Origin of the sequence: Leptospira ainlahdjerensis, from assembly GCF_016919175.1 — a bacterium.
GTDB lineage: Bacteria > Spirochaetota > Leptospiria > Leptospirales > Leptospiraceae > Leptospira > Leptospira ainlahdjerensis.
This window is the reverse complement of the sequence record NZ_JAFFPU010000035.1, coordinates 127,609-141,582: the sequence shown is the minus strand read 5'-3', so window position 1 is coordinate 141,582 and position 13,974 is coordinate 127,609. Positions and strand designations below refer to the sequence as shown.

Here is a 13,974-nt window from a genome sequence, read left to right as displayed (position 1 = left end):
ATTGCTAAGGTCCAGAAACCTCGACCAAAATCGGATGTCGAGCAGGAAAAGGAGTCGGGTTCAGTTCGGCAAATATACTTGGAAAAGTTGAAAACGGTGTTGAATGGTTTTTCCGTTTCTGACTTTCCGAAGCTCTCGATCAAAGTCTTCTTTTACCTTCTGAATCTCGTTTCGAGTTCGGTTCATCGCGGATTTTTTTTCGGGTTTTCCTTCCCATTTGAAAGCGGCTTCCTGACGCATCAGTTTTTCTTCGAGTTGTCTCAGGGTGTTTTGATTGCTCGTGCGAATCTTAAATTCTTCTTTTTGAAAAAGATCCAGGGTTTGATCTCCCAGCTGCTTTTTACGCGATTCTACGATTTCATCCAAAGCCAAATAAGTTCGGATTAAATTTTCTTCAAAACGGGAAGGGAGTTCGATCTCCCTCTCGCCGGTTTTAGGATTAGAATCGAAATTCCTGAGTTCTTCCGGGAGTTCGGAAATCTGTTTGATACTTCCGCTTTGACGATTGCATTCGAAATAAAACAATTCGGTACGATTGAGAGTAAACTGAAAGTCTACCAGAAAAACATAATATTCTTTCTTGGAGACGGAATGAAAGGAAACTCCCCAACCCTTTTGATTCTGGATTAAATGAGAAACGGCCTTATCAACCAGAGGATGTCCGAATGCTAGAAATTCTAAGCTATCGTTTTGGAGCGCGAGTTCGGAATCGAAGGTCCCCAATTTTCCCTTAAATTGAGCGGAATCGATTTCGTAAATCTGTGGTTTCTTTTTGACGAGTTTAAAACCCGCCTCTTCCGGAAACGTTCGCGTAAACCGGGATACGAATTCTTCGAGGTGCGTATTGTTAAACGAACGCTCTTCAAGTGTATGACTGTAATAATCCAAAAGATTAAAATCGATCATCTTGGGAGTTACGAGATCACTCAACTTTTCAAAACCTTTTTTTGCGATTTTGATTCGATTGTCGATCTCGTCTTCCATTTCGACTTTGGATTTATTTCCCGTAACGAATTTCATAAAGGAGGAATTAAAATCCAATTCGTCTTCGATCGCACCTAAGAGTTCGTCCGATGAGCCGATCGATTCCTCAAAAAGACGAATTTTATTTGTGAGCACTTCGAGAATTCTTTCCGCAACGGTATCCTTGCTCGCAAAGTTAAAGATGAATACGTTGTCCTTTTGTCCAAACCTGTGAATTCTTCCGATCCTTTGTTCTATCTTCAGCGGACTCCAAGGAAGATCGTAATTAAAAAGAACGTTCGCAAACTGAAGATTTCTTCCTTCTCCTCCGGCTTCGGTGCAAATAAGAATTTCTGTTTTCGTTTTAAATTCTACGATCGCCCTTTCTTTCGCATCCGCGCTCAAGGAGCCGTGAAACAGGGTCACTTGAAATTCAGCCAAGACGGACGCCAGAAAATCCTGAGTCGTTCTAAACTGAGTAAAGATGATAAACTTAGGATGTCCTTCCTTCTGCAGCTTTTGGATGGTTTCTTTGAGTTTGATCGACTTCTTATCTTCTTTGATTTTTTTTCCGAGAAGAATCAATCGATTGAGAGAAAGAAGTTCTCTTCTTAAACTCTGAAGATCGAGCTGGACGGACTCATCCAAACCGGAGACGAATTCCTCAACGTCCTCGGTCTCATCCAAGTCCCATTCTTCCAATTTGGATTCCATTTGTTTGATATGATGGAATCGATTTTCCAATAGAAACTTTCTCTTTGTAAGCGCGGATAAAAGCGCGAAAACGGAAGAATCGAGAAGTTTTTGAAAAACGATCATCACAAAACCGATGGCTCGGTTTTGTGTTCTCATCGCGAGATTGTATTCCCTACGTACGTAGTTAGTTGTTTCTTCGTAAAATTCCCGTTCCACCGGAGAAAGTTCGATTCTTACGGTTTTGGCGAATCGTTTGGTGAAACCGCCGACTTCGACCTTTCTTCTTCTCAAAAGGACCTTGGAAATTTTCTCTTTGAGATCGGTTTTATTTCCGAGTATATAATCGTTTACGAATGTATGATACGGTCCTAAAATATTCGGATCGATCAGATGCATCAGATAATACAATTCCTCCAACTTTCCGCGAAACGGAGTCGCCGTTAACAAAAGAAGACATTCGCATTTTTTGGAAATCTTCTCCGCGAAAAGATAAGCCCTTGTGATTTTATGATAATCTCTTCGGAGTCGATGTGCTTCGTCGAAGATAACAATGTCCCATTTCGTTTTTAGAATTTCCTCTGCGTATTTCGGATTTTTAATAAAATCCACCGAAGTAATGACGTGCTGAAAATTTTTCCAATTCTTATCGCCTTCGGTGTGAAAGTTTCTTCGCTTAACAATTTCAAAATCTTCGTTGAATTTATTCTTCAACTCTTGTTGCCACTGAACCAATAGAGGAGAGGGGGCGACGATCAGAACTTTCTTATAACCTCTTCGGAAGATGAGTTCCTTCATCACAAGAGCGGCTTCGATCGTTTTTCCCAAGCCTACTTCATCCGCGAGAATAAATCGAGGACGAAGGCTATTGACTACGATATAAGTCGATTCGATCTGATGAGGCAATAGTCTCGTTCTGGAATTGGAGAGCGCCGAAAGTTTATCGAAGGCATGCGTAAGTTTGAGTTCGTACGCGGTCAGAGAAAGATCCATCAGACTCGGTTGTTCTCCGATGTTTCGGAGCGGAGATGGATAACCCGGAAGAATTCTTAGATGAGGAGAATTTTCAGTGACCGTTTTTTTCGTTGAGGAGGAAACGAATTCTATCGTAATCTTTCCTTCCTCGGAAGAAACGATCTTTCCGATTCCCAACTCGGGTGAGTTTGCAAGAAAACAAAAATCACCTCTGTATCCGGAACGCTGTTTGGATTCAAAATCTAGGCTGAGTTGTAAGGTTTCTTCCAACTATACGCCCCTTTGATCGCCCCAAATGTATTTATGGGTTTGCAGAGAAAGGCGAAGACCGGAACTAAGAGAAGACTTGATCCACTCGGAAAGAAGTTCCGGTGACAATTCGCCCTGCACCGGAGAAGCCAAAAGATTCCCGAATAACCGAAACTCTCGGATCACTTCGACACATCTGTCAAAATCCATTCTATCTCGAATCACAAACTTAATTTCATCCAAACTGTTTTTTCTATCTTTATAAATTTCTAAATTTTTCAAAAGCATCCGATCTTCCATACCGGAACCCGGAAGCTTATAATCCAAAGTAAAAACAAACAAATCCAATCCTTCGATGGACTCGGCTCCGTTTGTTTCCACTCTGGGTTTGGGATAAGAACCCGAATGATTTCGAGTTCTAAATATTTCGTTTCCCAATGCCACGCTGAAGTTTCTATTTCTACCTTCCAAAGGTTCGCCTCCGGTCAGGAGAATCTGAGTGTTCACCGGACTGAGATCTCGGATTTGTTTTAGAACTCGTTCCAGATCCGATTCTTCCCCCGCGTTTGGAGAAAGAGCATAAGGAGTATCACACCATAATTTTCTTCCCGCTGACATACCACATCGTAACGAACAACCTGCCATCCGAACAAAGACGGTCGGCAATCCTGTTGAAATTCCTTCTCCCGAAAGAGAAAGATAGATTTCGTGCACGGAGGTTTTCAGGTTGTTCATGGGTTCTTATGAGTACAAGATTTTTCTTTTTGTAAGCTTCGCGTTCACAAAAAAATGGAAAGGCTAATTCCAGAATTTCCAACCTGCCCTTTGCGGTCAACTCTCGGAGTTTCGATTTGGACAAAGCGGATTTTTTTCGAGTTCGAAACTTCGTGTTGACAAAAAGAATATTTCAAAATGAAAAAAGATGCAAGATTCTTAGAAGAAATTTTTAAGAAAAGATTGTCTTCCTTCTTTTTAATTTGAATTCGCAATGATGTCGAAAAAAGGGACGTTCTTTTGCTTGTCAATCCTAGCCAAAATCATTCCCTTTGTAATATAAAAACAATTACGGGGCTCCCTTGATTCGTTACATTCCGTCATTCCTCTTTGTTTATCTATTTCAACTTCCCTTTCGCATTTTACCGTACCGTCTTTGTTTATTGTACGGAAAGTTTTTGATCATTCTTCTTTACCCCTTTGCCAGAAAACACAGAAGAATCGCTTATGAAAATATATCCTATGCATTTCCCGAGTATAGCGAGGCCCAGAAAAAAGAACTCGTCTGGAAGAGTATTCTCCATATCGGAAACTTAGTGGCTGGAACCCTCTACGCACCGAGACTCAATCAGAAATGGATGGATCAATATCTCGTCTATGATAAGGAATCTTTAGAGATCGAAAGGAAAACGAACGAAGAAGGAATCGGGGTCGTTCTTATATCCGGACATTTTGGAACCTGGGAAATTTTAGTACAGTTCATGGGAATCCGAATGAAAGGAGCGGGGATCTATAAGAAGGTAAGAAATCCTTATGTGGATCGATTGATTTATAAACTTAGAACGAAGAATGGAATCAAACTTGTCTCTACCGAGGAATCCAGCCAAGTCGCGAAGATGCTCAAACAAGGTTATTGGATGGGGTTCGGTTCCGATCAGAACGCCGGAAAAGTCGGAATTTTCGTTAACTTCTTCAATCGTCCTGCTTCTACCTATCAGGGCCCCGCTTTGATGGCGTATCTTACCGGTGCCAAAATGTTACTCTATTCGGTTCTCTGTGGAGAAAAAGGAAAGGTAATCGTTCGGATCAAGGACTTGGGCTTTGTGGACAAAAAAGCCTTTGCAGACCGGGAAGCCGCGATCCGTCATTATACGGAAGTTTGGACAAAAGCTTTGGAAGAAGAAGTAAAACTGTTTCCGGAACAATACTTTTGGGTTCATAGACGTTGGAGAACGAAACCGGGAGATTTTCCCGGTCAAGTTTGAAAATGAAGAATGGTTCTTAAGTTCGATCCAATTCTAAACGTCCAGTTCAGTTGAAAACTGACCAAGAAAAATTTCGGGAATTTATACTTTTGTGTAATCTGATTTTTCAATGAATTGAGAGAACCGAAGAACAACTCTCGAAAAATAAAATCTTTTGGTTCGATTCTCAAAAAGAAAATTCCAACCGAAAGTCTGCGACTGTGAACCAATCGGTTTTTAAGCCAAATCTCAGATCTTTTCTGGAAAGGTTGATTCTGCCTTGTCGAAAGAAATTTAAAATTTATCCCAAAACCGCGAAGTGTAGGAACTCCAATAAGAATCCAGCAAGAAGAATTCTTTTGAACAAGTTCTCAAGTCCTTGAAAAGACGGACTTTGTGGGAACTCTTGCGTTTTTTATCCGCGGCTAAGTGAATTTTCAAACGATTCCTTTTCAGGATGGGGGCAACCGAATCTCTTAGGTAAATTCTGAAACGATAGAAACCGATCTCAAAAAGAAATGTTTTCTTCGGAAAATTCTTCTCCTAAAAATGAATCGGAAAGAAAGAATTTTCTAAATCTTACTTTTTTGGAAACGTTTTCTTATACAATTCCAAAGAATCCAAAACGATCTGTCTCGCGAGTTTTGCGTTTTGGAATTCCTCGATCACGACTGTCTTTTTTTCGAGCTTCTTATAATCTTCAAAGAAATGTTTTAACTCCAGGGTAAAATGCGGCGGGAGTTCGGAGATATCGTTGATATGATTTACCGACATATCGTTGGCCGCAACCGCGATGATTTTATCATCTTCTTCGCCGGAATCCAACATTCTCATGACTCCAATCACTTTCGATTTGACCAAACAAAGGGGCTCGAGCTCCACTTGCGAAAGAACCAGAATGTCCAGAGGATCGTGGTCTCCACAATACGACTGAGGGATGAATCCATAATTCGCCGGATAATAGAAGGAAGAATATAAGACTCGATCCAATTTTAGAATCCCGTATTCCTTATCTACTTCGTATTTCGCTCTGCTTCCGCGTCTGATTTCGATAATTCCATTCACAAATTCCGGAACATCTTCTCCAGGAGAAATATCATGCCAAGGGTGTACCATAACGGAAACCTATGGAACGGTTTTAAGAATGGCAAGTGTAAAATGTTCAAAGATCCGATTTCGACTTTCTAAATGTGAGAATCCAGAAACGGAAAATAGACAATTACTCCCAAAAAATAGAAAAATTCTTCATTTTTCGCAAGACAGCAAAAAAAGGAGAGAAGTTCGACAGGAGCCTATGAATTCGCAAAAAAATAAAATAGCGCTTTTTTATTATAAAAAAGGATTTTTTGGTAAATAAATTTTCTCCCAGGAGTTATCTTGATTGGGGTCAATCTTATGCGAAAACGAATTATTCTCATGATCATCTTCTTGGCGGCATCCTTGTTTCAATGTGCGCAAGCCAACAAAATGCAATTCGATGCCTCCAAAAGTTTAGGATCCGTTTTACAAGTGATCGCGACGGAAGTTGTAAACGACGTTCCGGTAAGTACGCAGCAAAGTTCGGGCACCGGAGGTAGCACAAACCCAACATATACTTTCGGCGGAAATGTTTCCGGCCTCGTAAGCGGAAGCCTTACTTTGGCTAACGGAAGCGATACGGTTACGATTCTTCCTTCTTCTCCGGGAATTTCGGGCGGGGCCGGAACCTATCAATTCTCCACTAAACTAAACAGCGGAGCTTCTTATAACGTTTCCATTACCGGATTTCCGACCAATCTTTCCTGCAATCTTTATAATAATACCGGATCGGCTTTGACGAACGTAGTTGATATCGACGTCTATTGCTATTCCGTAGTGATCACATCCGCTCTTACCGTCGTCGAAGGTACAACCAACGGTTCCACAAATTTTACTTTGAATCTTTCTCATCCCCCAGGCCCCGATCCTTCGAGCACCGTAACCGTATCTTATCCGAGTTTCCCCGCAAACCTAAGCGTAAATTCTGCTCTTCCAACCTCTTTGGGAACAACGACCGTAAACCGTATCGTCAGCGGGACGAACGAAACGGGAACTCCCGATTTTACGGACGAGAGCGAAGTGATTACGGCGAGAGTAGCCCAATCCATTGGAAGCGCGACTAACGTATCGACGACTTCCGATATTACGATTTCCGACAATGATAAAAGAATGTATATGGTGAACGCGGGAAACGGTGGAACCGGAAATTTCGGGGGAAAAGCCGGTGCTGATACTCTCTGTTCCTCTAATAAACCGGGAGGAGTTTCCGGAACCGTCATCGCGCTCTTAGGAACTTCTACAAGAAAACCTCTTCCCACCCCCAGCGCCGACTGGCCTCTCAAGCCGCTCTACACTTACTACAGAACTGATAATACCACTGTGATTGCCTCATCGAACAGCGCCTCCATTCTTCCTTTCTCCTGGACAAACAAGGTAAGCTCTAATTCAGGAGTGACCGCCGCTTTCGCTTGTCCTATGGGAAGCAACGCCTGTGGATATATCACGGGAATGGACAACACTTGGACGGTTCTCCTCGCTCAAAATTGCTCTAATTGGACAAGTTCCAGCGCATCTGCAGACGGAATGACCGGCTGGGCAGGAAGTGTCAATTCCTCAGCGATCAATTACTTTGCTTCCACCTGCGACACTTTAGGTTCCTCCGCAAACGTTATCTGTGTGGAACAGTAATTTAGTAAATAAGAGAACTCTAAAGTCCATGCCGAAGGTTAAACAAATCCATTTACGCCTTCGGTTTCCAACTCCAGGTAATCGCCAAGAGGGCAAGCGCCATCAAAGTCGAGCCGATAATCAAATACAAGGATTGCTCCCAGTGGAATCCTTCTTGTTTACTCATCCATCCCACCGCTTTGGAAAGACTCGTTCTACCAAGATAACCGAATAAACCAATAAAACCGGCCGCAGTTCCGACCGCTTTTTTGGAAGTGAAATCCAAACCCGCAACTCCTAGCAGCATAACCGGCGGATAAATAAAAAAACCTATAATCCCGAATAAGGTTAAATCCAGCCAGAGATGACCTGGAGGAGTAAAGAGTAATCCGGTCAAAGCGAATAGGATCGGGACCATACACAAAAAACTGACCATTCCCCTTTTACCCCCGAGTTTATCCGATCCCCAACCGACGAGTAAGGTGGATCCGATTCCTGCGAATTCGTAGATCAGCGTACTTACGCCCCCTTTTTCCAGCGTTGCACCCTTTGCGAATTTGAGATAAGTCGGTCCGATATCCGTGAGGCTATAACGAACCACATAGACGAAAAAGTTAGCAAAAGCAAAAGTCCATATATAATAATTTTTGAATACAGCTTGAACGATAATTTCCCTAAAACTCAGTTCTCGTTCCTGATCGGCGACTGGAATTCTTAATTCTTTTTCAGGATCTTCCTGAAATTCTTCAATCGACGGAAGACCCTCTGACTGTGGCGTGTCCGTCAAACGGAAAAGAAGATACACGGAGGTCACGATCGCAATAGAAGCGGGAATATAGAATGCGTTTCTCCATCCCCACCAGGAAGCACTATAAGCGGCCACCACCCCGACCAAACCACCGCCCACGTTATGCGCGATGTTCCAGATCGCGAACTTAGATCCTCTTTCCGTAACTCCAAACCAATGTCCTAAAGATCTTCCGCATGGAGGCCAACCCATTCCTTGTACGAATCCGTTCAGAGCCCAGAGATAAAAGTGGGTCTCATAATCACTCGATGCACCAAAGAATAAATTACAGACCGCCGTAAATACCAAACCCAGCGGCATAAAAAAACGCGGATTACTTCGATCCGATAGAGCGCCCATGATAAACTTTCCGATCCCGTATGTAATCGCGGTCACCGCGAGAATATTAGTAATTTGTTCCTGGTTATAGTGAAGCGCCTCGCCCATTTCCTTGGATACGACCGGGAAATTATTCCGAACCAGATAGAAAACGGCGTAACCGATAAATGTTGCTTCTAAAATTCTCCAGCGAAAACGAGGATATTTTTTTTCGATTTCTTCCGGAGGTAAAATGGGTTTTGGTTTTGCGGGCAGAATCCAGCGAAATAAGGAAATCATTAGGCCACGATCTTAAAAAACCAAGATCGTATTACAAGATCATTTTCGATCAAAAACTGATAGCATTCTTGAGATCAGTCGAAAATAACTTTTTTCATTTTTTAGATTCGAGCCCCCATCCTAAAAAAAACGGGAAAAAACCCGGAATCGCCTCTACGTTCAAAGTTTTGAGATTCCCTGAATCCAAAAACTACATACAAAGGGTTACTCATCTGAAGGCGCTTTCATTTTAGAATTCTCAAAGCCGGTAAAAGACTTCCCTGAAATCTCAAAAATAAAATCGTCGAAATTAAATTACGGTTCCCGTTGCTAAAAGAAATTGTATCGTTTTATAACTAACCATTTATGATTAAATACTCTTCGATATCTCCCCCAGCGAGAGTTTCCTTTATTTATCTCATACTCGCCTCTCTTTGGATTTTTTTCTCGGACCAATTCATCAGTCTTCTCTCGTTGGATCCTATGATTCTGACCACTTTACAAACTTACAAGGGTTGGGGGTTTGTCGGATTCACGACCTTACTCTTATTCATCATTCTCAATCGCTATTTTACTCTTCTTAAAAAAGAATCGGATGAACAAAAGTTAGCGGAAACGGCTCTCATCGAATCCGAACGAAGATTTCGTGTAACCTTGGAGAATATAAATTTGATCGGACTGGGATTGGACTCCGAAGGAAATATAACTTTTTGTAACGATTATCTTTTGAATCTGACCGGATGGAAAAGAGAAGAGCTCATCGGAAACAATTGGTTCGATTATTTTTTACTGCCGGAAGAAAAAGAACAAGTGTTGTCGATTTTCAAAGAAGCAATTCGAACTCAGCTTCTGCCGCTTCACTATGAAAATTATCTGCGAACCAAGGGTGGCGAGAAAAAATTAATCCAATGGGACAACACGATTCTTCAAGATAGAAACAACCGTATTATTGGAACGATCAGCATCGGAACCGATATCACCGATCGTAAACGTGCAGAATCGGACCGCCTCGAACTGGAAAGACGTTTGTTACACGCCCAAAAACTGGAAAGCCTTGGGGTTTTAGCCGGAGGAATCGCTCACGATTTTAATAACCTCTTGGGAGGAATTTTCGGTTATATAGATTTAGCACGCGAAAAAGCGGCAGCAGGAGAATCGAACGTCAGATATCTGGAAAAAGCAATCACCGTTTTTAATCGAGCTAAGGATTTAACTCAGCAGTTGTTAACGTTCGCAAAAGGAGGAAAGCCGATTCGTAAAACGGGATCCTTGGCTCCTATCCTAAATGATTGTGTATTGTTTTCTTTGAGCGGCTCGAACGTATCCTGTCACTTTGAAATCGATGATAATATCGGACTATGCGATTTCGACGAGAATCAAATCCATCAGGTTGTGGAAAATATGATCATCAATTCCATTCAATCGATGCCGCTCGGAGGTACGATTTTAGTTTCGGCGAAGAATATGTATTTAGAGAAAAACAATTCTGTTCGATTGCATGAAGGAAATTATATTCAGATTTCGATTCAAGACAGTGGAATCGGAATTCCAAAAGATCTGCTTCCCCGCATTTTCGAGCCTTTCTTTACAACAAAACAAAAAGGTACCGGCTTAGGACTGGCAACTTCTTATTCCATCGTTCAAAAACACGACGGGGGAATCGAGGTAAAATCGGAGTTAGGCGTCGGTAGCACGTTTAATATTTATTTGCCCGTCTCACGGAACAAAATGAAATCGCCTCCCCCAAAGGAAACGGATCAGCATCAAGGAATCGGTAAGGTTCTCATCATGGATGATGAGGATTTTATCATCGAGATATTTTCGGATATGTTGGAAAAAATGGGATATCAGATCGTCTCCGCAAAGAACGGAACCGACGCCATCCGACTCTTTCACGAGGCGAAAAATTCTTCGCGGCCTTTCGACGTTCTAATTTTCGATCTCACGATTCCGGGAGGAATGGGCGGTGAAAAAGCGATTTCAGAAATCCGAAAAATAGATCCCAAAGTGATCGCAATCGCGTCCAGCGGTTATTCGGAGGATCCTGTAATTTCTTCCCCGACAGAATACGGTTTTTCAGCAAGTCTTCGTAAACCTTTTCGTAAAATCGATCTCGCCGAACTTTTAGAAAAACTTCTCAGCGGTAAAACTCATCCTACAATCTGATTTTTTAAAACAAAAAGTTTTATTTTTTCATTCATTCGATTTTTTCGAACGTTTCTTTTGATTTGTAATTTCTTTCTATTAAAGTTATCTACTTTGAAATGATCGAATTCGACGCACAACAAATCAAAAAGATGAAATTTAAGAATGGGGACAAAATCTTCGTGTCTTTTAAGAATCGAATTTTTTAATCCTAATCGATCGAAGGAGTCGAATTCATCGCTCAAAGCCGCGAAGCCGATGGAATTCTCCTTTTTGTGGATTCACAAAATTCTCTCTGATCCTCCCTTTTAAAGATCAAAGAATATCCTAATGAAAATATTCTTTTTTAGATCGCTTATCCCCAAAAGTCTTCGGGAATCAAAACGGATTTAGAAAGGAATCACGGTTGGAAACAACTTTTCGAAAACAGTTACGAAGGAGTCGCCTAAATCTCATTAAACGATACTTGGTCCGCCATACGATTCAAGAAGAAAGATAATATAAAAAAAGGAGGTGCAAAGGCGGAAAAACAAAAAGGCCCGAATTATCGAAATATATAAATTAAGAAAAGAAAACCATTCGACTTCCGACCGACGTTCTCAAGTTCTTCTCTAAATCGAAGAAGGCGCTCAATTCCTTCTATTCTATTTCTTGGTCGCATCAAAGAGAAAACCTCGAGTTCAATCCTGGAGGCAAAACTCCGGAAACAAAAATCAAAGGAATTCTAAAATGGATCGATCATTTAGATTCTAAAAAGAATCAAGGGCTAAAACCGAAAAAGATAAAGAAGTAAAATAGAACTACGGTTTAAGTCCGCTTCTTACCAAGGAAAAAAATTCAGGACGTTTCCTTCCAAAATTTCAGCTTGTTCACCCGGATGCAAAGCGATTCCATCCGCAAACAGACCGGCACGAATGTCGCCGCTTCCGTTAAACGACTTTGAGCTGAGTCCTGTTTTATCCTTCGTTTCCAAAAATGCAGGAAAAAACTCCGGTAAAGAACTCTTCTTTTTTCTTTTCCCGTAAAAAACATATCTCAGCGGTTCGGAGATTTGCATTCCTAAACAAGAACGAATGTAAGGATCTAAAAAAATTCTCGCACAAACCTGAACGCTGAAAGGATTTCCCGGAAGTCCAAACACTACGGTCTTTCCTTTTTTTCCAAACCAGATCGGCTTACCTGGTTTTAGGGAAACCTTATGAAATATTTTTTTTACTCCAAGCCTTTCCAAAATGGGGGGAATCAAATCCATACTTCCCATGGAAACTCCGCCCGATAACAAAAGTATATCCGACTCCAAACCCTTATCGAGAGCCTCGGTAATTTTTATTTCTTCATCCGGAACTAAAACGATCGATTTCGGTTTAATATTGTATCGATTCAAAATGGCGATCAAAGAATAAGAATTGGAATCTCGGATCTGAAATGGAAGCGGTGTCGACCCAACGGGGACGACTTCGTTTCCAGTAGAGACAATGGAAACCGTCGGCAAGGAATTTACGGAAACATTGTCGACTCCGAGAGAGGCCAACAATGAAATTTCAGGCATTCCTATTTTGGTTCCGGAACCGAGGACGAATTCCCCTTTTTTTAGATCTTCTCCTCGAACCGCTATATTCATAAAATAGAATATTTTGTCCGAATTCAATTTCACTTTTGAAACCGAATTCTCAAGAGATAACTCTTGACTGTCCTCGATTTTGATCACCGCGTCCAAACCTTCCGGGACGGGGGCTCCCGTCATGATCTTTACGATTTCTTCGCCCGGATCCAAGTTGGATTCCATTCCTGCAAAGATTTCTTTTTTACAATGATAGATTTTTGAAGAATCATAATCGGCGCTTTTGATCGCATAACCGTCCATCGTGGAACGGTGAAAAGGCGGATAATCACGATCCGCGTAAACATTGTCCGCGAGAATTCTTCCCAAACTTTCCTCAAGAGGTACTAACTCCCGATTTGTGACGGAAATTTCGGAGAGAATTTTCGAAAGAGCTTCCTCGATCGAGATCAATGACCTTCTCCTCTCATCATCTTCTTCGCGTGAAAGATCGCAGGAAAGATCGCCTTAAGACTTTCTCTTGCTCCGTTCGAACTGCCGGGCACACAAACGATCAGAGTCTTTTTGATTCTCCCCGCGAGAGAACGGGAAAGCATCGCATAAGGAGTTCTGTCTTGTCCAAAGGAACGCATCGCCTCGGCGATTCCGGGAATTTCCTGATCTAGAAGATTTTTTACTGTATCCGTAGTATTGTCCCTCGGACCCAATCCGGTTCCTCCGGTCGTGACGATTAGATCGACACCGGAGGCTACCCAGACCTCGATTTTTTTACGAATCTCATTCGGTTCATCAGGAACAATCGTATATTCGTGAATTAAGACATTCGCATCTTTCAATATACTTTCAATGACCTTACCTGAACTATCCTCGCGCTTGCCAGCAAAGGTGGAATCCGAACAAACTAAAATCGCTGCTTTCGAACCTTCCGCAAACTTTGAAAATTGGACTTCGCTCTTACCACCTTTTTTTTCGAGCAACCGTATGGAGGATATTTCTAATTGTTTATCAATCGGTTTGAGAAGATCATAGATCGTCAACGCCGCCAAACTGAGTCCGGTTAAAACTTCCATTTCGATTCCGGTCTTTCCGATCGACTTTGCGATCGCCGTTATCTTCACTCCCTTTTCCACGAGCTCGAAAGAAAAATCGAAAAAATCGATGTTTACCGGGTGACAATGAGGAATGAGATCGGATGTTTTTTTAGAAGCAAGAAGTCCGCTTGCTTTTGCAATTCCGAAAAGATCTCCCTTGGGAAGATTATTCTCTCGAATTCTTTTTAAAGTTTCAGGATTACAATATACAAATCCCTCAGCCACCGCGGATCGGAGGCTGATTTTTTTTTCGGTGATGTCGATCATTCT

The 13,974-nt window shown here is 41.8% G+C and carries 9 protein-coding genes and 1 pseudogene; 4 read left to right on the top strand and 6 right to left on the bottom strand.

The genetic code is table 11. The features are described from left to right. Positions 1–60 precede the first annotated feature (60 nt). Both JWG45_RS10495 and JWG45_RS10490 read right to left on the bottom strand, forming a co-directional pair. Positions 61–2,901: a DEAD/DEAH box helicase gene (locus JWG45_RS10495; protein ID WP_205279689.1), complete on the bottom strand. Its 2,841-nt coding sequence runs from the start codon at positions 2,899–2,901 to the stop codon at positions 61–63. Next, a complete protein-coding gene (locus tag JWG45_RS10490) occupies positions 2,902–3,615 on the bottom strand; it encodes a 7-carboxy-7-deazaguanine synthase QueE (protein WP_205279688.1) in 714 nt (237 codons plus the stop codon). A 341-nt stretch (positions 3,616–3,956) separates the two neighbouring features. Here JWG45_RS10490 and JWG45_RS10485 point away from each other — a divergent pair, with 341 nt between their 5' ends. After that, the gene (locus JWG45_RS10485; protein ID WP_205279687.1) at positions 3,957–4,859 is read left to right on the top strand and encodes a lysophospholipid acyltransferase family protein; all 903 of its coding nucleotides are present in this window, start codon (positions 3,957–3,959) and stop codon (positions 4,857–4,859) included. A gap of 558 nt (positions 4,860–5,417) precedes the next feature. On the opposite strand, the gene JWG45_RS10480 is transcribed toward JWG45_RS10485, so the two are convergent. After that, positions 5,418–5,954, bottom strand: coding sequence for an inorganic diphosphatase (locus JWG45_RS10480; protein ID WP_205279686.1), 537 nt, complete (start codon positions 5,952–5,954; stop codon positions 5,418–5,420). A 279-nt stretch (positions 5,955–6,233) separates the two neighbouring features. Between JWG45_RS10480 and JWG45_RS10475 the strand changes: the two genes are divergently transcribed. After that, complete coding sequence (locus tag JWG45_RS10475; protein WP_205279685.1) at positions 6,234–7,544, top strand: DUF1554 domain-containing protein; 1,311 nt, start codon at positions 6,234–6,236, stop codon at positions 7,542–7,544. Between the two features lie 52 nt (positions 7,545–7,596). Here the strand turns inward: JWG45_RS10475 and JWG45_RS10470 are convergent, their stop codons facing one another. Then, a complete protein-coding gene (locus tag JWG45_RS10470; protein ID WP_205279684.1) occupies positions 7,597–8,928 on the bottom strand; it encodes an MFS transporter in 1,332 nt (443 codons plus the stop codon). Between the two features lie 462 nt (positions 8,929–9,390). On the opposite strand from JWG45_RS10470, the gene JWG45_RS10465 reads away from it, so the two are divergent. Next, entirely contained in the window at positions 9,391–11,073 is a 1,683-nt protein-coding gene (locus tag JWG45_RS10465; protein ID WP_205279683.1) for a hybrid sensor histidine kinase/response regulator, read from the top strand. Positions 11,074–11,171: 98 nt separating this feature from the next. Continuing rightward, positions 11,172–11,845 (top strand): annotated as a pseudogene (locus JWG45_RS22180) (YdeI/OmpD-associated family protein). A gap of 27 nt (positions 11,846–11,872) precedes the next feature. Here JWG45_RS22180 and JWG45_RS10460 read toward each other — a convergent pair. Both JWG45_RS10460 and moaCB read right to left on the bottom strand, forming a co-directional pair. Beyond that, positions 11,873–13,066: a molybdopterin molybdotransferase MoeA gene (locus tag JWG45_RS10460; RefSeq protein WP_205279682.1), complete on the bottom strand. Its 1,194-nt coding sequence runs from the start codon at positions 13,064–13,066 to the stop codon at positions 11,873–11,875. Continuing rightward, a complete protein-coding gene (gene moaCB, locus JWG45_RS10455; protein WP_205279681.1) occupies positions 13,063–13,971 on the bottom strand; it encodes a bifunctional molybdenum cofactor biosynthesis protein MoaC/MoaB in 909 nt (302 codons plus the stop codon). The genes JWG45_RS10460 and moaCB overlap by 4 nt, the downstream gene beginning before the upstream one ends. Positions 13,972–13,974 lie beyond the last annotated feature (3 nt).